Below are 24,310 nucleotides of genomic sequence, written 5' to 3' on the forward strand. Positions count from 1 at the left end.
GCCTTAACCTCGCGCAATCAAAACAAGGGCTATCACAATCAACAGCAGGGCAACCCAGCGTTCGCCATTGACCCGCTTGCGGGCGGTGCCGAACCAACCGAAGTGGTCGATCAGCACGCTCTTGCCGACCTGGCCGCAGAGGATCGCGATCATGGTCATGGCAATGCCGATATGGGGCGTGGCCAGGGTCAGCACCACCACATACATCGGCCCCAGGAAGCCCCCGATCAACTGCCAGCGCGGCAGTTCATTGAGGGCCGGACCTTTTTGCGGGCCGCTGAACAGCAGGAGCAGCAGCAAGATTGCCGTGCCCACCGCGAAGATGCTCAAGGTCGCCCATAAGTGCCCCACCTGGGCGCCCAGCGGCCCCAACAAGCCCGCCTCCACCGACAGGCCCATGCCTGCCAGGATCACCAGCGGCAACAGCAGCAGCCCCAGACGGTTTTTCGGCCGGGCCTGGGCCGCGGCCTCGAGAGAAGAAGTTTGCATACACCACCTACACGTCAGATTAAACAATGACGCGCATTATCCGCTGGCCCATCTGTGCGATAAATGGGAGCATGCAGACAACACCTTTGCGTAAATCGCACAGCACGGAGGGCTCATGCAGGGCTTCAATGAGTTGAGTTTCAAGGCGCTGCGCCTGTTCGTGGCGGTGCTGGACCACGGCAGTTTCTCCGAGGTCGCACGCCGTGAAGGCCTGGCGCCCTCTTCCATCTCCCGGCAGATCCAATTGATGGAACAGGCCCTGAGCCAGCAACTGCTTTATCGGCACACCCGCGCCGTCAGTCCCACGGAAGCCGGGCGCCTGCTCGGGCATCATGCGCGCCTGATGCTGCAACAACTGGAAGAGGCCGGGCAGGCCCTGCAAGAACAGGAAAGCGAACCCAGCGGCCTGGTGCGCATCAATGCGCCCATGGTGTTCGGCCAACGGCACCTGTCGCCCTGGCTGGCCGAGTTGTGCCAGCGATACCCCAAGCTGCAACTGGACATCCAGCAGACCGACACCTACGTCGACCCCTTGCAGGAAGGCGCCGACCTGTTGTTCCGGATCGGTGTGCTCAACGATTCGGGAATGCAGGCGCGCATTTTCGCGCCCCAGCGCTACCGCATCGCCGCCAGCCCCGAGTACCTGGCGCGCTTTGGCACGCCGCGCCATCCCGATGAGCTGCGCAATCATCAGTGCCTGGCGTACAAGGGCGTGAACGGCCAGCAGCGTTGGTTCTTCCGCCGCGCCCAGGACGACTGGACGCCCTATACAGTCAAGGGTCCGATCACCGGCAACCACGCCGACACCCTGGCACGCGCCGCCGAACAAGGCCTGGGGTTCGTGGTGTTCCCCTCCTGGCTGATCGGCGACAGCCTGCGCGCCGGGCGCTTACAGGCGGTACTGAGCGATTACGAAGTGGCGACCACCCTGGAGCCGCAGCAGATTGCCGCGCTGTGGCCCGGCAGCCGGCGGTTGTCGGTGAAGGTGCGCACGGTCATCGACTTTTTTGTCGAGCGCTTTGGCAGCGTGCCCTACTGGGACCGCTGACTCAGAACAGCCACTGGCCGATCAGCCAGGCGTTGGCGCCGCTGATCACGGTGAACAGGCTCCAGGCCAGGATCCTGGTGGGCAGGCGATTGACGAATGACCCCATCAATTGCCGGTCGCCGGTCATGCGGATCAGCGGGTACAGGGCAAACGGCAGTTGCAGGCTGAGCACCACCTGGCTGAGGATCAGCAACTTGCCAATGGCCTGGTCGCCCATCAACCACACCCCGAGGAACGCCGGAATCAGCGCCAGGCCACGGGTGATCAGGCGGCGTTGCCAGCAGGGAATGCGCAGGTTGAGGTAACCCTCCATGATCACCTGGCCGGCGATGGTGCCGGTGAAGGTCGAGCTTTGCCCGGACGCCAGCAAGGCAATGCCGAACAGGATACTGGCGAAGGCACCGCCCACCAGCGGGTCCAGCAGGTGGTAGGCGTCCTGGATTTCCACGACCTCGGTATGACCGCTCTGGTGGAATGCCGCGGCGGCCAGCACCAGGATCGCGGCGTTGACCAGCAAGGCCAGGGCCAGGGAGCCGATGGTGTCGATACGCGCCAGCTTGACCGCGTCCTGGCGGCTGGCCAGGTCCTTGCCGAACAAGCGGGTCTGCACGATGGACGTGTGCAGGTACAGGTTATGCGGCATCACGGTGGCCCCGAGGATGCCGATGGCCAGGTACAGCGGCGCGGCATCGCTGATCGCCGAGAGCGACGGCGTGAAACCGCGCAAGACGTCTGGCCAATACGGTTTGATCAACACCAGCTCGACAAAAAAACACACACCGATGGTCGCCACCAGCGCCAGCATGATCGCTTCCAGGCGCCGGAAGCCGCGGTTTTGCAGGGCCAGGATCAGCAGCGTGTCAAACGCGGTGATGACAATCCCGGTGGTCAGCGATACCCCCAGCAACAGGTGGAACGCCAGGGCGCAGCCGAGGACTTCGGCGAGGTCGGTGGCAATGATCGAGATTTCCGCCAGCACCCATTGCGTGCGCGCTGAACGCCGGCTGTAGCGTTCGCGGCACAACTGCGCCAGGTCCTTGCCAGTGGCGATGCCCAGGCGCGAACACAGGCACTGCACCGCCATCCCCGCCAGGCTGGCGAGCAACACCACAAACAACAGGCTATAGCCATAGCGCGACCCGGCCTCGATGGCCGTGGCCCAGTTGCCGGGGTCCATGTAGCCGATGGAAATCAACAGGCCGGGGCCGGCAAACTGCACGACCCGTTTGAAGAACGATGCGCGGGGATCGACGGGGATGGTGCCCGCCACTTCCGGTGGGCAGAACGGCGCGGTAGCAATTTTCGGCAGGCTGAATTTCACGCGGGGTACCAGGCAGACACACAGGACAAGCCCGCAGCTTAGCAGTCAGGCGAGACCGTGCGCATCAGCGTTTCACGGGGCAGATCGAACGCCTCGACCACCTGCACCACCAGGTCCATTTCCTGATTCAGCGCCTCGCGTTCCATGCGCTGGCGAATCACCCCCAGCACCAGCACCGCCAGGGTCGTGATGGAATACGCCGGCCCGGAAAACGCGCGCACCCCGCTCACCAGCAGCATCGCCGCCGCCAACGCCTGCCCCACCACCGGAATCGCCGTGGCCGCGCCGCGCCGCACGATAAACCCGGTCAACCCGGCCAGCGCTGTACCGCTCAAGGCAGTGGTGGCCGAACGTCCGACATCGAAACGGTGGAAAAAACCCTGCTCCTTTTGCGCCGCCGCCCGCAGTTCAGCCTCGAACACCTGGCGGTCGGCCTGGCTGAGTTTGTCCTTGTACTGCTCGATTAGGGTTTCGGCGACCCGTTCTTCCAGGCTCACCAGGGCCACGCTGTCGAGGGGCTGGTCAAACTTGATGCCGACGCGCAGGGCCACGTCCTGGGCCAATTGGCGGTAACTCACACCGTGCCCACGGGCCAGGTTCATGAAGCTGTCACCGCCCATGCGCTGCAACTCGATGGCCAACTGCAATGGGTCACGTACATCCGCAGCGATGGTCGCACTGCGCTTGGCGGCCATCAGCTCGGCGAGGAACTGCAACTCCGGCGCCCGTGCCTGGAGCAGCACCGGATACAGGTCCACATCCTCTTCGGCAAAGCGCACCTCGGCACTGCGCTGGTCCGCACGGATCATGCCCCGGCGCTCTTGCAGCAAGTCGGTGTACTGCACCACGGTCTGCAACTGCGGCCAGTAGGCGGCGTGGTCGAAGGTGACCAGATGCACGTTGGTCACCTTGCCCTTGAGCGATGGGGTCAGGGGAATGGCATAGCGGCCGATGCAGCGCTCGGTATCCGGCTTGAGCGCCAGGGCCCAGTCCTTGCTGGAGTGGCAGTTGATCACCCGCCCCTTGAGCGGTGCCGACACCTGCTCCCAGGGGCTGGACGTGCAAATCGCGCCGCCCATCAACAACAGGTGATTGAGCGGCAGCTCCCGGGCCAGCTCCGGGCTGGCCAGCAGGCTCTTGACCAGCAGGCGAGCGCCCAGGGAATGGCCGATCAGATTGATCTGGCGCACCTCGATCGACTCGGCATGCAGGTAGTTGGCCAGTTCCGCCAACAGCGTCCTGGCCACTTCGTCCACCCGCGCCTCGACACTTTTGTAGTGATCGAGAAAATAGCCCACCGCCTTGCCCAGGCCCACGGTCGCCGCGCCCAGGGTCCCGCCGCCGAGCATCGAGGCGATGATGTCCTTGAAGGGGGCGAACAGGTTTTCCAGGAAGTGCCCGGCCGGCCAGAACAGCATCACGTTGGTCGAACCTTCGATCCCCGCCAGTTGCGCCTGGAAATTGGCCAGTTGTTGCGGGTTGAAAAACGCAGAATAACCATGGACATAGAGATTGAGCACCGGCCCCTGGGGCGCGCCGCACAGTACGAACGAAGGCTTGCGGGTACGGTGCATTTGGTCCCACTGGTGTTGCATGAGGCGCTGGCTCCTGGTGAAAACGCAGCGCGATAGTAGCAAGAATCGGCGCGAGGCCGCGGGAGTCATGGGCACACACCCAGGTTTAATGCAAAAAAAACCGCCCTCGCGGGCGGCTTGAAGAACCCGGCCTTGATCAGAAGCCGAGGGAGAAACTGATGGTCATCCCATGGTCCTTGTCGTTGCGTGACAACTGGCCCGAGTAGCCCAGTCCCAGTTTGCCGTTAGGGCTGATCTGGTAATCGACGCCCGCCTCCACCACCGCGCTGTCCTTGGCAATCGGCACGCCTTGAGTGCTGAAGGACGCGCCGCCATTGATAAAGCTCAGGTCGGCATCCGGCTGGGTGTCACCAAAGGCATGGCGCCAACCGATGCTGCCCCGTGGGGTGATGCTCGAACCGTTGCCCAGGGCGATGGTTTTACCCAGGCGCACGCCAAGGGTGGAGAACGTGATGTCCTGGTCGGCATCCCCTTTGAGGGCGGCCGAACCGCCTTTTTCCTTGAGGGTGTCGCTTGCGTAGTTGACGTAGGCCAGGCCTGCGAACGGTTCCACGGCAAGGCCGCCGGCCTCCACGGTGTACCCGACTTCACCGAACACTTGCGCACTGCGCGCCTTGTAGTCGGCTTTCAGGCGCTGGCCCTCGGTGCCCACGGCCACGTCACGTTTGCTTTCGATGTCGTGCCAGGTGTAGCCCACGCCCATGCGTGCGGCGAAGGCCTCCTGCTGATACGCGGTGTAGACCATCAGGTGGTAGCTGTCGACGTCGGCACTGGCGTTGCGGCGCTTGGCGTCCAGGTCACTGCGGGTATAGCCAGCAGCCATACCGGCGCGCCAGGCATCATCCAGTTGCTTGTCGGTGCCCAGCAGGAAGCCGCTGAGGTTGCGATCCAGGCGCGCGGTGTTGCTGTCGCCGCCCAGGTGGCCCCAGGTGCCGAGGACGCGCATCCAGCCGACCATTTCGCCGTGGCACCCGGCGCTGCTCAGGCGGTTTTCGCTGGGTGCCAGGCTGTTGCGTGGATCGTCCTGGCGGTAGCAGCCCGGTTGGCGCATGCGCTCGTTGACCGCGTCACGCACGTAGCGCGAATCCTCGAGCAAGGCGCTGGCGGTGCTGGCGTGGATTTCCCCCGACAGGCTGTCGAACGCTGCGCGGGCATTGGCTGCATCGCCGGTGAGCAAGGCGTTTTGTACGGCACTGCCGCCCACTGCCACGCCGCTGCCCAAGGCCGTGGCCACGGCCCGCTGGTTGCCGGTGGCCGCCACGCTGGCGAAGCTGGTGGTGTTGCGGCCCACGGCCAACGCTACCTGGTTCGGGCTGTAGTTGAGGGCCGTATCGAGGAACGCCAGGTTCTGCAGGTTGGTGTTGGTAAAGGTGCCGGTCACGCCACCGCCAGCCGTCAACAGGGTGTAGGTGGTGGGCCCGGTGTAGGGCACCAGGTTGAGCACATTCAGGCTGCCCGCCAGGTTCGCGCTGCCGCCGACCGCCAGGGAACTGGCCACCGATGGGGTGATCACCAGGTTGAGAGTGCCGTCGGCAGCGTTGGTGAAGTTCCCGGCGACGCTGAGTTTGCCGCTGTCGGGAGTGACCACGCCATGGTTGACCAGCGAGCCGACACTGCCGTTGCCACTCAGGCCCGCGCCATTGGCCACAGTCACCTGGCCGCCGAGCACAGTCCCCGGGTTGCTGGCATTGCCCACTTGCAGCAGGCCCTGGTTGACGGCTACTGCACCGCTCAACGGCTGGTTGCCGGTCAGCAACAGGCTGCCGTTGCCCTGTTTGACCACAGTGCCGGTACCAGTCAGCGTGCCGTTGAACTGGCCATTGCTGTCTTGCTGGAACAGCAGGTTGGCGTTGTTGGTGACTGCCCCTTGCAGGCTGCCGGTGTTCCCGGCCAGCGTCCCACCGCTGACGGTGGTCCCGCCGCTGTAGGTGTTGGCGCCGGTCAGCAACAAGGTGCCCGCGTCGGTTTTGTTGATCCCACCGCTACCCACCAGGGGCGCCGAGACCTCGGCGGTCACGCCGGCATTGATACGCACCGTCGCCAGGCTGCCGTCTGCGGCATTGGTGGGGCTGAGGCTGCCGCCCGTGCCGGCGACCAGCGTGTAGCCACTGTCCAACACTTGCAGGCCGGTGAAGCTCTGATTGCCCGCCACGGTGACGGTCCCGCCCTGCCCGCCGAACACGGCAAACTGGTTGTTCGAGGCCTGGCCTTGGGTGCCGGTCGGGTCGGTCCAGTTGGTGCCGGGGCCCCAGGTGCCGCTACCGCCATGTACCGTGCCGTCAGGGCTGGTGGTGGTGCCGTTCCAGAACTGGATCTGCCCTGGCGCGGCTTGCACCAGCAGGTTGAGCTGGTTGGCCAGCGCCGTTTGCAGGCTCAGCGCGCCCGGCACAATCGCGCCTGGCAAGTTACCCAGCAGCAGGCCGTTATCGGTCAGGCTGCCACCGTAGCGGAACAGTTGGTAGACGCCAACGCCGAACCCTCCTGCGTCGCTGATGTTAAGGGTGCCATCCAGGGTCAGGTTGCCGGCCACGTTGACCACCGTGGTCGATGCGCCCGGTGCGCCGAGGGCGAAGTCCAGGCTGGTCCCCGCTGACAAGGCCAGGGCACCCACGGACAGCGGCGTCGCAGTTCCGGCCGTGAGGGTCGAGCCGTCAGCCATGCTCACCGCCCCCGCCAATTGCCCGCTACCGCCCAGGGAGGCGCCGCTGGCGACCTGGACGGCGGCACTGTTCAAGGTGCCGTTGACCAGCAGGCCACCGGCCGTGACGTTGGTGCTACCGGTGAAGCTGTTGTTGCCGGTCAGCAGCAGATCACCGCTGCCGGTCTTGGTCAGCGAGCCGCTACCAGTGAGGTTGCCGGTGTAGGTGCCATCGGCATTTTGCTCGAAGGTCAGCGCCGCGTTATTGGCTATCGCCCCTTGCAGGCTGCTGGTGCTGCCGGTGGTGCTGCCGCCATTGAGAATTGTCCCGCCGCCATAGCTGTTGCTGCCGGTGAGCAACAGCGCACCGTTGCCGTTTTTCACCAGGCTGGCGGTGCCGCTGAGCGCGCCACTCAAGGTCAGGTCATGGCTGCCCAACAGCGTCAACTGACCACCCAGGGCAATGGCATTGGCCAGTTGCAGGGCGCTGCTGCCATCCAACTGCGCCGCGCCGCCCACGCTCAGGGCGCCACTGCCCAGTGCCGCATTGTTGCCCAGCGTCAGTTGCCCGGCATTGAGGCTGGTGCCGCCGCTGTAGGTGTTGACGCCATTGAGGGTCAGGCTGGATGCGCCGGTTTTCACCAGGCTGCCATTGCCGCTGACCACGCCATCCAGGGTCAAGGCACTGGCCCCGCCCACGGTCATCGCACCGTTGAGCAGCGCGTTATTGCCCAGGGTCACAGCAATGTTGCTGGCCAGGGTGGTGCCGTTGGCGGCGGTCAATACGCCGCTGCCCAGGGCATTGTTGTTGCCCACCACCAGGGTGCCGCCGTTCAGAGCGGTACCCCCGGTGTAGCCATTGGCGGCGTTGAGCACCAGGGTGCCGCTGTCCAGTTTGGCCAGGGTGCCACTGCCATTGAGGCTTACACCGAGGGTGGCAGTGACGTTGGGGTCGACCCGCACGGCGGTGTTGCCAGTGCCGCCGTTCACCAGGTTCAACTGGCCAGAGGTACCGGCCACCAGGTTGTAACCGTCGCTGACGAACTGCATGCCCGTCAGGCTTTGGCTGCCGTCCACCGTGACCGTGCCAGCCGCGCCCTGGAACACCGCAAACTTGTCGTTCCAGCTCTGGTTGAGGCTGCCGTCGACATTCGCCCAATTGGTGCCGTTGCCCCAGGTGCCGTTGCCGCCGTCGATGGCGCCGTTGCCGATCAATTGGCCGCCGTCCCAGAACTGCACGGTGGTGTTGGGCGCGATGACCACCAGGTTGACCTTGTTGCTGATCACGGTTTGCAGTTGCAGGTCATCGGCAGTCACGCTTGAGGGCAGAGTCCCGAGGGTCAGGCCGTTATTGGTCAGGGCCCCGGCGTAGTTGATGAGGTTGTAGACCCCAGTGCCAAAACCACCGAGATCACTGACATTGAGGTTGCCATCCAGGACCAGGTCGCCGCCGACATTCAGCAGCCCGCTGCCGCCACCGACTACCGGTACGCCAAGGCCGACATCCAGGTTGGCATTGCCCCCCAGCACCAGCGAACCCACGGTCAGCGCACTGGCGCTGCTCAGGCCCAGGTGGCCGCCATCGGCCACCGTCACCGTACCGGCCAAGCTGCCGCCGCCGCTCAAGGTCGCGCCGTTGTTGACCGTCACGCTGCTGCTGGCCAGGCTGCCCGCCACGTTGAGCGTGCCGCCCGTGACGCTGGTAGCGCCGGTCAGGCCGCTGTTGCCGGTGAGGTTGAGGGTGCCGGTGCCGACTTTATCCAGGGCACCGCTGCCGCCCAGGCTGCCGCCGAAGGTGTTAGTGCCGCCGACGGTCAGCGTATTGCCCGCCGCCACTTGCAGTGCACCGTTGCCGGCCAGGGTGTTGAGTGTGGCGCTGCTGCCCAGGTTGAGGGTGGCGCCGCTGCCCACGGTGACCCCGGAGGTGTTGCCCAAGGCGCCGGAGCCGACGGTGGTCAGGCTGCCCCCCAGCACCGTCAACGGGCCGCTCAGCAGGTTATTGCCGCTGAGGGTCAGGCCCGCCGTGCCGTTTTTGATCAGTGCGCCATTGCCGGCCACTACGCCGGCCAGGTTCAGATCGTGGCTACCGGCGACGGTGAGGTCGGCATTGAGGTCAATGGCATTGGCCAGCACCAGCGGTGCGCTGTTATCCAGGGTGGCCGCACCGCCCACGCTCAGGGTACCGCTGCCCAGCGCAGTGTTGCTGCCGAGGGTGAGCGTACCGGCGTTGAGCAACGTACCGCCGCCGTAGCTGTTGGCCCCATTGAGGCTGAGGTTGGCCCCGCCGTTCTTGATCAACTGCGCGGCGCCGTCGACGATCCCGCCGAGGGTCAGGCCGTTGCTGCCGGCCACTGTCAGCGTGCCATTGAGGGTCAGCGCATTGCCCAGGGTCACATTCGCGCTGCTGTCCAGGGTCGCCGGGCCGTTGACCAGCAAGGCGCCTGCGCCCAGGGCGCTGCCCGTAGCGACGGTCAGACTGCCGGCGTTGAGTTGGGTACCGCCGACATAGCTGTTGCCGCCGGCGAGGGTCAGGTTGCCGCTACCGCTTTTGATCAGCCCGCCGGCACCGTTGACCGGGCCATTGAGGGTCAGGTCCGACGTGCCGAGGATACCCAGGTTGCCGCTCAGGTTCAGAGCATTGGCGAGGGTCACTGCAGCGGTGGTGTCGAGGGTGGTCCCGGCGCTGCTGTTCAACGCGCCTGCGCCCAGGGCGCTGCTGGAGGCCAGGATCAAACCGCCGGCATTCAGGGTGGTAGGCCCCTGGTAGGTATTACTGCCACTCAAGGTCAGGCGGGCGATGCCGTTTTTGATCAGGCTGCCGGCGCCGCTGACAGTGCCCGCCAGGATCAGGGCATTGCTGCCGCCAATGGCCAGGCTGCCATTGAGAACCACGTCATTGGTCAGCGCGAGCGCTGTGTTGCTGTCCAGGGTGGTGCCGTTGGCGGCAGTCAATACGCCGCTGCCCAGGGCATTGTTGTTGCCCACCACCAGGGTACCGCCGTTCAGCGCCGTGCCGCCGGTGAAGGTGTTGCTGCCTTTGAGCACCAGGGTGCCGCTGTCCAGCTTGGCCAGGGTGCCGCCGCCGCTGAGGTTCACATCCAGGGTCGCGGTGACAGTGGGGTCGACCCGCACTGCGGTGTTGCCGCCGGCGCCATTGAACAGGGTCAGGCCGCCTGCCGTACCGCCCACCAGGTTGTAGCCATCGGTGACAAATTGCAGGCCCGTGACCGCCTGCGCGCCGTCCACGGTGACGGTGCCCGCCGTGCCCTGGAACACCGCCAGGCTGTTGGGTGCCCAGCCTAGGTTGAAGCTACCGTTGAGCTCGGTCCAATTGCTCGACGCCGCGTTCCAGGTGCCGTTGCCGCCTTCGATGGTGCCGTTGCCCACCAGTTGGCTGCCATCCCAGAACTGCACGTTGGTGTTGCCATTGACCAGCAGGTTGATCTGGTTGCCAATCGCCGTTTGCAGGTCGAGGCTGCCAGGCAGGACGCCACCGGGCAGGCTGCCCAGGAGCAGGCCATTGTTGGTCAACACGCCGGTGTAGTTGATCAGGCGATAGATCCCGGCGCCAAAGCCACCGGTATCACTGATGTTGAGGGTGCCATCCAGGGTCAGGTTGCCCAACACCCGCAGCAGCTCGGTGCCGCCCGTGGACGGCGCGCCGAGGCCGGCATCCAGGTTGGCGTTGGCCCCCAGCACCAGGGCGCCGGTGGTCAGTACGCTGCCGGACTTCACGGCCAGGTGGCCGCCATCGGCAACATTCACCGTGCCCAGCAAGGTCCCGCTGCCGCCGAGGGTCGCGCCGCTGTTCACATTGACCCCGGCACTGGCCAGTTGGCCGTTGACGTTCAAGGTACCCGCGCTGACCTGGGTATTGCCTGCCAGCGTACTGACCCCGGCCAGGGTGAGCGTGCCGTTGCCAAGTTTGTCGATGTTACCCAGGCCGGCAAGAACCCCACCAAAAGTGCCGTTCCCATTGTTGGCGCCCAGGCTCAAGGTATTGCCGAGGCCGACCAGCGCAGTACCGGCGCCGGTGAGGTTGCCCAGGCTGGCGGAGCTGCCCAGGTTCAAGGCAGTGCCGGTCGCCAGGTTGATCGCGCTGTTGTTACCCAGCGCACCGTTGCCGACGGTGGTGAGGCTGCCCGCCTGGATATCCAGCAGGCCGCTGAAGGTGTTGTTGCCCGCCAGCGTCAGGTCTGAAGTACCGGTCTTGATCAGGCTGCCATTGCCCGCCAGCACACCGGCCAGCGTCAGGTTATTGCTGGCGCCCACGCTCAGGCCGGCGTTGACGGTCAAGTCGTTGGCCAAGACCAGTGGCGTGCTGCTGGCCAGGGTCGAATTGCCCGTCACGGTCAGCCCGCCCGTACCCAGTGCCGCCGCAGTGCCCAGGGTCAGGGTGCCCGCATTGAGGGTGAGGCCGCCCTGGTAGTTGTTGAGGCCATTGAGGGTCAGGTTGGCCGCGCCCTCCTTGGTCAGGCTGCCGCTGCCACTGATCACCCCGCCCAGGGTCAAGTCGGCGCTACCGCCAATGCTCAGGTTGCCTCCCAGGTCAAGGGCATTGCCGACACTGACCGCGGTGCTGCTGTCCAGGGTCGTGCCGCCCGCCGCATTCAACGCACCATTGCCCAAGGCGCCGCTGTTCGCCAGGATCAGGCCACCGGCGTTCAGCGCGGTGGGCCCGAGGTAGGTGTTCACAGCGCCCAACGTGAGCTGCGAGGTGCCGCTCTTGACCAGGCCGCCGGCGCCACTGATCACGCCATTCAAGGCCAGGGCATTGCTGCCAGTGACGTTGAGGTTGCCAGCCAGGGCCAGGTCATTGCCCAGGGCCACGGTTTTATTGCTGGAGAGTGTGGTGCCCGCGGCCGTGCTCAGCAGGCCGACGCCCAGCGCGGTGTTACTGCCCACCACCAGCGCCCCACGCTCAAGGGCAGTGCCGCCGGTGTAGCTGTTGTTGCCATTGAGCACCAGGGTGCCACTGTCGAGCTTGGCCAGTTTGCCGGCGCCGTCGATATTCACGCCCAGGGTCGCGGTGAGGGTTGGATCGACACGGATCGCCGTATTGCCGGCGCTGCCGTTGACCGCCGTCAGTTGCCCCGCAGCACCGCCCACGACGTTGTAGCCGTCGCTGGCAAATTGCAGGCCGGTGAACTGCTGCGTGCCGTCCACGCTGACCGTCCCCGCAGTCCCTGTGAACACTGCAAAGCCGCCGGCCCAGGCCGAGTTGGGCGTGCCGCCGATGGCGGTCCAGTTGCTGGCGCCAACGCTCCAGGTGCCATTGCCACCTTCGACCGTGCCGTTGCCGGTGGTCTGGCTGCCGTCCCAGAACAGCATGTTGGCCACCGACACCACCACGTTCACCTGATTGGCCGTGGCGATATCTACCAGCACATCGCCCAGGTTGAAGCCCTGGGGCACGCCCGTCACTGTCAGGCCCTGCCCGGCCAGGCTGCCGGTGTAGTTGATCAAACGGTAGATACCGGCACCAAAGGCCCCGCCATTGCTGACATTCAGGTTGCCATCCAGGCTCACACTGCCATTGACGCTGAGCAGCGGCGTCGGGGACGGCGCACCAAGGCTGACGTCGAGGTTGGCGCCGCTGCCCACCACCAGCGAACCGGTAGACAGCGTATCCGCGCTGTTCAAGGCCAAGTGGCCGCCGCTGTTGATGTTCAGCGCTCCCAGCAGCGATCCGCCGCCGGTCAGGGTGCCCCCGGCATTCACGTCGACAATGGCGCTGCCCAGGGTATTGCTCACCTTCAAGATGCCGGCGTTGACCTGGGTATTGCCGCTGAGGCTGTTGATGCCGGTCAGCTCAAGTTGGCCGCCGCCGACTTTGATCAAACTGCCACTGCCTGTGAGGCTGCCGCCAAATGTGCTGCTGGTATTGGCACCGCCTACGGTGAGGCTGTTGTTCAAGCCCACGTCGATAACGCCAGCGCCGCTCAAGCCGCCGAGCACGCCATTGCCGGCCAGGTTGAGGCTGGCGCCGGCGCCAATGTTCAGCCCGCTGTTGCCACCGAGGGCCGCGGCGCTGCTGGCGAACACGCTACCGCCAAGGATGTTCAGTGCGCCGGTAAAGGTGTTGTTGCCGCTTAAGGTCAGGTCGGCCGTGCCATTTTTGGTCAGGCCACCGGCGCCACTGATCACCCCGCCCAGGGTCAGGTTATTGGTGCCGGCCAGGGCCAGGTCGGCATTGAGGGTGATGTTATTGCCCAAGGTAAACGCCGCGCTGTTGTCCAGGCTCGCCGCGCCACCCACGGTCAACGCACCGCCGCCCAGGGCTGCGGCATTCCCCAGGGTCAGGCGGCCGCCATTGAGCAGCGTGCCCGCCTGGAACGTGTTGATCCCATTGAGGGTCAGGTTGGCCGTGCCCGCTTTGGTCAGCGTGCCGGTGCCGCTGAGCGCACCGTCCAGAGTCAGGGCGTTGCTGCCCGCCACGGTCAAGCCGGCGTTGAGCACAATGTTATTGACCAGGGCCACCGCGGCACTGCTGTCCAGGCTCGAGGCGCCACTCACGGTCAAATTGCCCGACCCCAGCGCTGTATTGCTGCCCACTTTCAACGTACCAGCGTTGAGGTTCAGGCCACCGAGGAAAAGGTTGTTGCCGGAGAGGTTCAGGGTGGCGCCGCCATTCTTGGTCAGGCTGCCGCCCCCGATAATCGGCCCGGTGAGCGTCAAGTCTGCGGTCCCGCCCACGGTCACCGCGCCGTTGAGACTGACCTGGTTGGTCAGGCTCGCCGTGGCATTGGCATCCAGAGTGGTGCCGGCGGCGGCGCTCAACGCTCCGGCGCCCAGTGCACCGTCGGCACCCACCACCAATTTGCCGAGGTTCAGCACCGTGTTGCCCTGGTAGCTGTTGGTGCCGCTGATAATCAGGTCGCCGCTGCCTTCCTTGACCAGGCCGCCGCTGCCACCGATCACCCCGCCCAGGGTCAGCGCATTGCTGCCAATCACGGTCAGGTTGCCCAGCAGGTCGATGCCATTGGCCAGGGCAATCGCCGCGCCCAGCAGCGGGCCGGTGCTCAGGTTGGTCCCGGCGCTGGCGGTCAGGATGCCCGAGCCCAGCGCGTCCGTGGCCCCAAGCACCAGAGTGCCGGCGTTCAACTGAGTGCCACCGCTGTAGGTATTGGTGGTGTTGAGGGTCAGGTCCGCCGTACCGTTTTTGCGCAAGGCCCCCGTGCCGCTAAGGTTGCCGCCAAAGGCAAAAGCGTTGGTGCCCTGCACCGTGAGCCCACCGGCACCGATCACCACGTTGTTGGCCACGTTCAGGTTACCGGTGCTGGCCGCCAGGGTCCCGCCATTGACGTTCAGCACGCCGCTGCCGAACGCGGCGCTATTGTCAAATTGCACAAGGGCGCTATTGAGTATCGTCGACCCGTTGACCAGCGCCCCTTGCAGGGTCCAGGTCCCGCCATTGATCAGCAGTTTGTTGAAGTTGATGTATTGACTGCTGGATGCGGTGCCGGTCTGGATAACAGCATTCACCCCGGCCAGTTGGTTATCCAGGACCAGGGTATTGTTGGTCCCCCCCACGCCGCCATCGACCTTGCCGGAGGGCGCGAACGACAGATTGACGTTGACCAGTCCACCCAGGCTGATCCCGGTACCGGCATTCACCACAGACCCGGTGACCGCGGTAAATGTATTGCCCCCACGCCCGGCGCCCAGGGACACCCCACCATTGAGCGTGCCTGCGTTGATAAACGAGTTGCCAACCCCGCCGGCGGCACCCGAGGCCTCAAAGCCTATCCGGCCGGTGACCGTGCCGCTGTTGGTCATATTGACCCGGGAGCCGCCCTGCACCACCACCACAGGGGCTTCGTCAGGTTGCAGTACCGATACGCCAATGCTCGAAGCGCCGATAGTGCCGCTGTTGTAGATGCTGGTGGTGAAGTTTGCACCATTGGTGATATTGAGCGCCGCGCCGCCCAGCAGCGAGGCCACATCCAGCAATGGGATGGTGCCTCTGATCGTGCCGCTGTTGGTCACCGATACGTTGCCTGAGGTTGAAGCGTTGCCAATCACCACGCCACTGGTCAAGGCGCTGAGGGGCAACAGGAACGCCGGATCAATCACCCCCAGGTTAGTCAGCGTTATACCGCTACCCGTCAAGCTCAATACCGTGCCCAGCACAGTGTTCATCCGCGTCGCGGCATCGACGGTGACCTGCAGGCCATTGGTCGAACTGGAAAAGTTGTTGACCGGCGTCAGGGGCAGGCTTGGCGCTCCGGTACAGGTAACCACCGCGTTTACGCCCGGGTTCGCCGGCGAGCACGCCGCCAACGCCTCGGGGCTCGCCAGGCCTGCCACCAGCCCGAGGACACCCAGACGAATCGCAAGAGAGAGAGGAGAAACATGGGTTTTGGCGCCAGCAACAATTCTTCTTTCCACGGGCAACAACTCCTTCGTGGTCCAAGCCTTTCGTCCGTGAATGCGTAGAAGCCCCATGCAACAGATCCAACACGCATCAAAAGCGAATTACCTGACCGTGATGACAACAATCCTGTTGTCAGAACCGTAGCTGACGCGCGTTAAAGTCATTGAAATAAATGGTATTAATACTTTCGTAAGTGCCTTGTAGGATTTGGACGACATCCAACAGGCGCCGGCGTGCAGCGCCCTACCTCGGCAAAAATTCAGATTCAACCGCATAAAAGCGCGCTCTAATAGCGCCCTGTCGATTCGCCTCAAAGATCCTGGAGTAAGCGATGCCCCATGAAGGCAACCTGTTACAAGCGGCCGTGGTGTTCCTGCTAGCGGCGGTGCTCACCGTACCCCTGGCCAAGCACCTGAAACTGGGCGCGGTGCTGGGCTATCTGTTCGCCGGTGTGATCATCGGCCCCTCGGTGCTGGGGTTGGTGGGCAACCCGCAAAGCGTCGCGCAGTTCTCTGAGCTTGGGGTGGTGTTGTTGCTGTTCATCATCGGCCTGGAGCTGTCGCCCAAACGCCTGTGGGTGATGCGCAAGGCCGTGTTTGGCGTGGGCCTGGCGCAAGTGCTGTTGACTGCCATGGTGATGGGCGCCGTGGCACTCTGGGCGTTTGGCCAGTCGTGGAACAGCGCGATTGTGCTGGGCCTGGGCCTGGCGCTGTCTTCCACCGCCTTCGGTCTGCAAAGCCTGGCCGAACGCAAGGAACTGAACAGCCCCCACGGGCGCCTGGCGTTTGCCATTCTGTTGTTCCAGGACATCGCGGCGATCCCGCTGATCGCCATGGTGCCGCTGCTGGCCGGCAGCGACCACACCACCACCGCCGCCCAGGACCTGAACCACGGTTTGCAGGTATTGGGCAGCATCGCCGTGGTGATCATCGGCGGTCGCTACCTGTTGCGGCCGGTGTTTCGGATCGTCGCCAAGACCGGCCTGCGCGAAGTGTCCACCGCCACCGCGCTGCTGGTGGTGATCGGCACCGCCTGGCTGATGGAACTGGTGGGCGTGTCCATGGCCCTCGGCGCGTTCCTCGCCGGCCTGCTGTTGGCCGATTCGGAATACCGCCACGAGCTGGAATCGCAGATCGAGCCGTTCAAGGGCCTGTTGCTGGGGCTGTTCTTTATCAGCGTGGGCATGGGCGCCAATATCGGCCTGTTGTTCAGCACGCCCTTTGTGGTGCTGGGACTGACTCTGCTGCTGATCGCCATCAAGTTGCCGCTGCTGTACGCGGTCGGGCAGATGGTCGGCGAACTCAACCGCGAGAGCGCAGTACGCCTGGGCGTAGTGCTGGCGGCCGGCGGTGAATTTGCCTTTGTGGTGTTCAAGATCGGCCGCGACCAGGGCCTGTTCGCCCCGCAGCTGTACGACGTGCTGGTGTTGACTATCACCCTGTCGATGGCCCTCACTCCGCTGCTGTTACTGCTGTGCCCGAAGCTGTTTCGGCCCAAGGCCAAGCCGGTGGAAGTGCCGGAAGAATACCGCGCCATCGAGAGCGATGCGCCACGGGTGGTGATCGCCGGCATGGGCCGCATGGGGCAGATCGTGGCGCGGATCCTGCGGGCGCAGAACATCTCGTTTATCGCCCTCGACACCTCGGTCGAAACCATCGAGCTGACCCGCAGTTTCGGCGGCATGCCGGTGTTCTACGGCGACCCCCAGCGACCCGAAATCCTGCATGCGGCGAAGGTCGACCAGGCCGAATATTTCGTGATCGCCATGGATGATCCGGAGATCAACATCAAGACCGCCGAACTGGTGCGCAACCTCTACCCGCACATGAAAATCATCGCCCGCGCCCGTAACCGCCAGCACGTGCATCGCCTGGTGGACCTGGACGCGTCACCGGTGCGCGAAACGTTCTATTCCAGCCTGGAAATGAGCCGCCGCACCCTGGTCGGCCTGGGCCTGAGCGAGGCCCAGGCCGATGCGCGGATCAACCGTTTCAAGCATCACGACCTGCAACTGCTGACAGCGCAGCACGCGGTGTACGACGATGCGGCCAAGGTGATGCAGTCGGCCCAGGAAGCCCGTGCGGAACTGGCGCGGTTGTTTGAAATGGACCGCCTCGAAGAAGAGTCCGGAAAGGTCTGAGGATGGATCTGAACGATATTGCGAATTTTCTGACAGAATACAGCGCAATTTCGTTCATCCATTGGAAGACCTCATGCTCACCCTCAGCAAAACCGCCGCCCGCCTGGCCCTGGCGCTGACTGTCAGCCTGGGCGCCAGCCCGCTGTTCGCGGCTGCCAAGCCGGCCGCCGCGCCGCCGGACGACTTCCAGATCGTCTCGACCCTGGACGGCAAGTTCACCTTCACCCTGCCCAAGGGCTACGTGGCCGACGCCCTGCCCGCCGGCGCACAAGCCCAGGGCACCGCGGGCGCCAATGGCACGATGTACATCAACCAGGCGTCAAAAAGCGTGGTGGTAGTGGCCCAGACCTTGCGCAACGACGGTATCGACCTGAAGGACGACGAACCGCTGTTTCTCGATAGCGCGGCTGAAGGTTTCCTCAAGGACGTAGGCACCAGCCTGCCGGACTACAAAAAACTGGCGCAGAAGAAACTGCTGATCAAGGGCGTGGGCCTGCGCCAGATTGATGGCACCGCCAGCATGGGCGGCGGCAAGACCTTGAACTCGACCTTCCTTGCCGGCTCCGGCAACCGATTGCTGGTGATCCAGGCGATTTCCCGGGCCGAGGATGTAGCGGGGCATGGCCTGCTGGTCAGGCAGATTACCAGCGGCAAGTGACATTCCCCCAAGCACCACACATCCAATGTGGGAGCGGGCTTGCCCGCGATCGCGGTGTATCAGCCAATACATAGGCTGACTGACACCCCGCCATCGCGGGCAAGCCCGCTCCCACTTTGTTTATTGCATTCCCCCCTACGGCTTGCGCAGCAGGTAGGTATCCATGATCCAGCCATTGGCCTGGCGCGCCGCCTTGCGCACGCGCTCGATTTCGTCGGCCACCTCGGCCACCTTGCCGCTGATCAGGATTTCATCCGGGGTGCCCAGGTACGCGCCCCAATAAATGTCCATCTCCTGGTCCGCGACGCTACGGTAGGAGTCCTCGGCGTCAAGCATCACCACCAACGTATCGGCATCGCTGGCCTGCCCCGCCGCGAGCCGGCGCCCGGTGGTGATCTCGATGGACCGGCCAATGCGGTTCAACGCCACCTTATGCTGGGCCGCCAAGGCCTGGACGCTGGTAATCCCGGGAATGACCTCGAATTCAAACTCACTGCTGCCACTGGCCAGGATCGCCTGCAGGATGCGGATGGTGCTGTCGTACAACGCCGGATCGCCCCAGGCCAGGAAAGCGCCCACTTCGCCGTCGGCCATTTCCTGGTTGATCATGCGCTCGAACGTCTGTTGCTTGTCGCGGTTCAGATCCTGCACGGCCGTGGTGTAGTCAATCTCGCCACGCACGCGCTCGGGGCAGTCGGCTTCGACAAAGCGGTAGACGTGCCCGGCGTCGATGTAGGTCTGGCAGATTTCCCGTCGCAGGTCGATCAGCTTGTCCTTGCTCTGGCCCTTGTCCATCAGGAAAAACACGTCGGTGCGGTTAAGCGCCTTCACCGCCTGCATCGTGATGTAGTCGGGGTTGCCGGCGCCAATGCCGATGATCAGGATTTTTTTCATGACGGGGTTCTCAGTGCGGGGCGGGGATTTTGCCATGTTCGCGCCGCTCAGGTCTCGCGCGTTTGCAGGCGCAGGCGCCAGATGCCATTGAAACGCAGCTCAGTGCTAGAGAGCGGTTCCACATCGATCCGATTGAACATAGCCGGGGGGCATTGCAGCGCATGCAGCAACGCAGCACGGATCACAAAGGGGTGAGTCACCGCCAGCACATGGCCCGGCGCCTGTTCCAGGGTGCCTAGCCACTGCGCCACTCGCTCGCACAACTGGGCCACGGACTCGCCGCCATGGGGCGCTGCCGTGCTGTCCGTGAGCCAGGCCTGCAAGGCCTCGGGTTCAGCGTGTTGAATCGCATCGATGGCCATGCCTTGCCACCGCCCCAGATCACAGTCACGTAACGCCTGTTCAACCTGCGCGGACTCGCCGAACAACCCCGCAGTTTGCCGGGTTCGCGCCTCCGGTCCACACAGCAGGCGCGGTGCCCGCTTGAAGCGCTGCGCCTGGGACAGGCGTGCCTGCTGCCAGTCCATTTGCAATGACTCGTCCAGGGCAAAACGTGCCGGTTTACGGGCGCACGTAGGGGCGTGGGCGATCAGGGTCAAGCGAGTGGCCTGCATTCAGAATCCCGCGAGGTTGAAGGTAGTGGAAGGGTCGACCGCCGAAGCGGCCTCACCATAGTACAGCGGTTGGTGCGACACATTATCTATCGCATGGGTTGGCGCTCGGGGCGGAACCGCGGGCAACCGACCGCCACCCAAAAAGCCTCCCCTATTGTCCAAGGAATGCCCATGAGACTGACCGACTCCCGCCCCGCCCTCGCCCCTGCGGACACCTACCCAAGCGTGCAACCGGCACCCGCGCAACCCAGCGATGTGACCCCCCTAGGAAGGGTGCCGTTTATCAGCCTCGACGCCCAGCAACAAGCCCGGTCATTGGTCAGGCAAGCCGATAGCGACCTGGCGTGCCTGTTGGCCGCCACCTTGATGAGCCGGGTCATTTCCCTTGAGCCTGGCGGGCAAGACAGCCCCAGCGCCAGGCAGGTGGACGCTATTCCCGCCGACTCGACCTTCGGCCAGGCCCGGTCGCGCCTCACTCAAGCCGTGAATAGCGAGCCATTTGCGACATTTGCCAAAGAACACCATATCGACACCTCACGTTTTACGTTCAACCCCAGGTCGGGGTGGCTGGACTGCACCGTCAACGACAAACCGGCCACGTTTACCTCGTACGACAGCGGCTGGGACCAGGCATCCGCCGACGTTTTAGCGGCTGCGCGGGTGCTGGCCCCGACACTTGCACAGTCGTTTGAATACGCCGGTGAACACAGCGCGTCATCCAACGTGGTAAGCGACTTCTACGGGGACTCCTTCGCCAATACCAAGGCCGACACCCTCACCTATATTGGCCGCCTACAGACCGAACATGGCTTTGCCGCCCTGGTTTACCCAGGCTCTGAGCAGCCGCGCTACAACCGCCCCGAGCACCAACACGCCAAGCAACTGCAGCGGGATGCGATCGACTCCGTTGCGGCCCGCGATCAGAGCCCGTCGTTGCCCCAGCAGAGCTCATTGGAAAAAATCAGCGCAGGCGATCTGTTTCTGGCCAGGCTGTGCAGCAGCGACCTGAGCTCCGGGCACCCCGAAACCCGGCTGCCTGGGCACGGCACCTCCGGGGGGAGCATAGGCCGGCTGCCAACGTTCTCGACGATGGGCCAAACCCGCCAGGCGTTCGAACAGGCGTTGAACGCCGAGGCTTTTTTGCGCTTTGCGCAACAGCACAAACTTGACCTGCCCAGTGTCAGCATTGCCCCGCAAACCGGCGATCTGGTCTGCCAGGTCACCGACCCCAATGGGGTGATGCTCGAAAAACGCTTCACCCTGAGCGACGACTCCGGCTGGTCAGCCGTCGCGGCCGACATCGTCGCACAGGCCCGGGACCTGGCCGCAGGGTCGACAGACAGGGTCCGTCACCCGCACTACAACGCGGTCCGTTTCCAGGAGATCTTGAACTTCTATGGTGAAACACCCGCAGACGGCACATTGCTGGAAACCCTCAAGCGCTGCGCGGTACTCAACCGCAGTGGTTTCCCGGCGTTAAGCGCAAGTAGCCCCACGGACACTGCCCCCACACGCGCCCTCCAGCAAAAACGGCGCCTTGCGATTGAACGCCTCGACCAGGCAACCAGTGCCACTGCGGCCGGGCCTGCCAAGGCCCTCAACCCGACAACCGAGACCGTTCGCCGCCAATTTGACGGCCAACCCGATGTGCGTTCGGTTGTGCAACGACTGCTCACCGAGGCCATTCAGAAGGTCTCTCCCGGCCTGGACTTCGATATCAACCAGATCGCTTACGCCGAGCCCGACCCGGCCAACCCGGGGCACTTCCGGCGCAGCTCCCTCACGGCCGTGGCCTTGAACTACCTGAGCGGCGAGGACGCGCCGAGCTTTCCCGACAACAGCAAGTTGGTCGACACCCGCCCGGACCTGCTCGCTCATACGGGCAACACCCCCGACACGCCCCTGCCGATCAATCTGAAAGCCGTTGAAGCCGCCCTGCACGCGCTGCCCACGCAGTTGAGCGAGGCCATGGCCAGCGACCTGCGCAGCTACTGGGCACAACCGGCGTTCAGCACCGCGGCGGGACCATTCGCCGGCGATCGGCAGGCGCTGGTCAGTGAGTTGTTGCGCAACAATCTGCGCCTGGCCGGGCTCAAACAGCCGGGGCTGGATGACGCGCAACGCGAAACCCTGGACCAACTGGTGACACGCCCACCTCCCGCCGCCAACAGTGACATCACCGTATTTGCCCTTGGCAGCGTTACACGGCAACACCCGGACGCCAGCGAAACCGCCTCCCCCAACCTGCTGGTGCAACGCCATATCGGCGAGCGTTTGATCCTGTTGCTGTGCGCGCCAAACGGCACCGTCACCCCCTATGACTCCTACGCCGCGTTCGACGCCGCCCGGGCGCAACACCTCAGCCAACAAGCCCCAGGCACGGAGCGCCTGAACACCTTGAAGAAAATCGACGCAGATCCGTTCGTCGCCCAGGCACAGACCCTCATCGAACAGGGCCTGGGTGATGTGCTCAGCAGCAGCCCGGCCTACGGCGCGGTGGCGGGCGAGCGGCCCACACGCAAAATGCCGGGCTGGGTCAACAACGCCAGCGAGGCCGAACGTTTTGTGTTGCATGACCTGAGCCTGCAGTTGGCAAGCATCCACCAGCGCAACAAGGGCCGCACCTACAACAGCGACATTCCCGATATCCGCCCCTTTGCCGAACAGACTTTCGATAACCTCAAGGCGGTGAACCATCCCGCCAAGGATCTGCAGGTGGTGTTCAAGGTTGCGGTGGGCGGCACCTCGCCCGGTGGTGTGATCAGCGGCGGCATTCATCGCGAGTCCATGAGCCTCACCGACGCCCTGCTGCGCAACCTCTCGGGCCTGCCCAGTCGAGACGTGGAGGTCTACCTCAAGCCGGGCAACACCCGCGTCACCGAACTTGAAAAGGATGGTGTCCTGCAGAAGCTGATCGAGGACGCCGACGTCGGCAAGAAGTACCCGCTGTTGCTCAAACGTGAACTGCAAGACGAGCGCACCAAAAAGGCCGAACGCCTGGCCCTGTTTGCCGAGCAAGTGCCAGTAGAGCTGCAAATAAAGGCCCTGGAGTTGGCCGTCAACAAACGATCTGGTGTCGATACCACTGGCTTGAGCTACATCCAGGCCATCCTCGACCCCCCCCCCGGCACCAAGCGCGTCGACGGCCAGGAGATCGTAATCCGCCCACTGGCATTCGTGCCGGGCCCCGGCAAGAGCCCCGATGTGGTCGACAATATGTACCTGATCGAACCCGAGGACAGTGCCAAGGGCCCGCATATCCTCTACCGCCCGCTGATCGCCGATGCGCCGCTGCTGCAATTTCCGACGCGCCAGGCATTGCTCCAAGCCATCCAGCAACCAGGCCGCCTGCAAAAAGACATCCTGGCCTGGTTGCCCGATGACGCGACCCGGGCGTACTACAAGGCCTGGAGTTTCAAGGAGCCCAGCCTCCAGACCACCAGCATTTTTGGCGTGGGCGACGGTGAGACCGTGCCTGCCGAGCCCAAGCTGGCCGCCGGCGGTTACGAGGCGGCCAATACACTCAAAGAGAAGCTGCAAACCGGGCAACTGATGAACCACCTGTACGACGCCAATGCCTTGGGCCTGACCAGCATTGCCGAACAACAGTCGGTCTCCGATGACGAAAGCCGCTGGGCCACGCTCAAAGAGGGCGGCTATCTGCTGCTCAACGCCGTGCTGCCCGCACTGCGCGGGCCGGGCGCGGCCATCGGCGTGGCGTTGCAGTTCCAGGGCATTCTCAGTGACCTACAGACCCTGGCCGACGACGATACCGGCAACAAAGCCCCGGCCATGGCCGACTTGTTGGTCAACCTGGCAATGCTGTTACTCCAGACGCCCGCGCGGCCTGCGGCCAGGCGAGTCGGCGCCCCCGTGAGCGCCAGCCGCAACAGCATTGTCGAGGCCCCCAATGGCCAGAAGGTCCGGCGCCTGCAGGTCATGAAGGGCACGATGGAAAAGATGCAACTGGTCAAAGGCAACCTCTTTACCTTTGAAGACCAATACAAAGGCAAACCCCGGCTCAATATCAACGCCCATGGCCGCGACCTGAGCGTCACCGAACGCCTGACCGGCGCCAGCTCAACCATCCTCTATGACGGTGCCGAACACACCCCCGAACAACTGCACGCCCACCTGCTGGCCAAAGGCATCGACCCCAGCCAGTTCGACAACGTGCGCCTGCTGGTGTGCTACTCCGGCAATGGCGCCGAAAACTCCTTTGCCGCCCAGTTCCAGCGCTTGATCAACAAGCCGGTAAAGGCCTTTGTCGGCACGGTGACCGTAACTCCCAGCCCCGAACTGGTGACTGCCGAGTTCAAGACCGGCATCCAGATGCACGGGCCGCACGACGGGCCCAAACTGGTGAGTGACACCTATGCGCAGTACGACAGCGTGGAAACCGTCAAGGATCGTACGGACATCTCCATGATCCGTAACCCGCTGGAGTACCTGCTGTTCTCCTACTACCCCGTCCACTACCCGCCTCGAGCGGCCAATCGCTGAGCCCAGGCAAGCACGCGGCGCTGCGCAATCGGT

At 64.3% G+C, this 24,310-nt stretch carries 10 protein-coding genes; 4 read left to right on the forward strand and 6 right to left on the reverse strand.

What is annotated here, in order from left to right; genetic code table 11:
• Positions 1-3: 3 nt before the first annotated feature.
• Positions 4-489: a DMT family transporter gene (locus AC19YY_RS19925; protein ID WP_169954740.1), complete on the reverse strand. Its 486-nt coding sequence runs from the start codon at positions 487-489 to the stop codon at positions 4-6.
• A 115-nt stretch (positions 490-604) separates the two neighbouring features.
• Between AC19YY_RS19925 and AC19YY_RS19930 the strand changes: the two genes are divergently transcribed.
• The gene (locus tag AC19YY_RS19930) at positions 605-1,537 is read left to right on the forward strand and encodes a LysR family transcriptional regulator (RefSeq protein ID WP_170043730.1); all 933 of its coding nucleotides are present in this window, start codon (positions 605-607) and stop codon (positions 1,535-1,537) included.
• Between the two features lies 1 nt (position 1,538).
• Here the strand turns inward: AC19YY_RS19930 and AC19YY_RS19935 are convergent, their stop codons facing one another.
• From AC19YY_RS19935 to AC19YY_RS19945, 3 genes are all read right to left on the reverse strand, one after another.
• Entirely contained in the window at positions 1,539-2,858 is a 1,320-nt protein-coding gene (locus tag AC19YY_RS19935; protein ID WP_172314502.1) for an Nramp family divalent metal transporter, read from the reverse strand.
• Positions 2,859-2,896: 38 nt separating this feature from the next.
• Positions 2,897-4,453 (reverse strand): DUF726 domain-containing protein, encoded by a 1,557-nt coding sequence (locus tag AC19YY_RS19940; RefSeq protein ID WP_500604717.1) that lies wholly within the window; start codon positions 4,451-4,453, stop codon positions 2,897-2,899.
• A 136-nt stretch (positions 4,454-4,589) separates the two neighbouring features.
• Entirely contained in the window at positions 4,590-15,482 is a 10,893-nt protein-coding gene (locus AC19YY_RS19945) for an autotransporter-associated beta strand repeat-containing protein (protein WP_500604718.1), read from the reverse strand.
• A gap of 317 nt (positions 15,483-15,799) precedes the next feature.
• On the opposite strand from AC19YY_RS19945, the gene AC19YY_RS19950 reads away from it, so the two are divergent.
• Both AC19YY_RS19950 and AC19YY_RS19955 read left to right on the forward strand, forming a co-directional pair.
• A complete protein-coding gene (locus AC19YY_RS19950) occupies positions 15,800-17,608 on the forward strand; it encodes a monovalent cation:proton antiporter-2 (CPA2) family protein (RefSeq protein WP_169954745.1) in 1,809 nt (602 codons plus the stop codon).
• Between the two features lie 73 nt (positions 17,609-17,681).
• Positions 17,682-18,266: a DcrB/PsbP domain-containing protein gene (locus AC19YY_RS19955; protein WP_169954746.1), complete on the forward strand. Its 585-nt coding sequence runs from the start codon at positions 17,682-17,684 to the stop codon at positions 18,264-18,266.
• A 135-nt stretch (positions 18,267-18,401) separates the two neighbouring features.
• Here AC19YY_RS19955 and cobF read toward each other — a convergent pair whose 3' ends face one another.
• Together cobF and AC19YY_RS19965 are read right to left on the reverse strand one after the other, a co-directional pair.
• On the reverse strand, positions 18,402-19,160 hold the full coding sequence (gene cobF / locus AC19YY_RS19960; RefSeq protein WP_169954747.1) for a precorrin-6A synthase (deacetylating): 759 nt from the start codon (positions 19,158-19,160) through the stop codon (positions 18,402-18,404).
• A gap of 47 nt (positions 19,161-19,207) precedes the next feature.
• Positions 19,208-19,774: a histidine phosphatase family protein gene (locus AC19YY_RS19965; RefSeq protein ID WP_169954748.1), complete on the reverse strand. Its 567-nt coding sequence runs from the start codon at positions 19,772-19,774 to the stop codon at positions 19,208-19,210.
• 171 nt (positions 19,775-19,945) lie between these two features.
• Between AC19YY_RS19965 and AC19YY_RS19970 the strand changes: the two genes are divergently transcribed.
• A complete protein-coding gene (locus AC19YY_RS19970; protein WP_500604719.1) occupies positions 19,946-24,277 on the forward strand; it encodes a dermonecrotic toxin domain-containing protein in 4,332 nt (1,443 codons plus the stop codon).
• The last annotated feature ends 33 nt before the right edge of the window (positions 24,278-24,310 follow it).

The organism is Pseudomonas sp. MF09156, assembly GCF_059862305.1.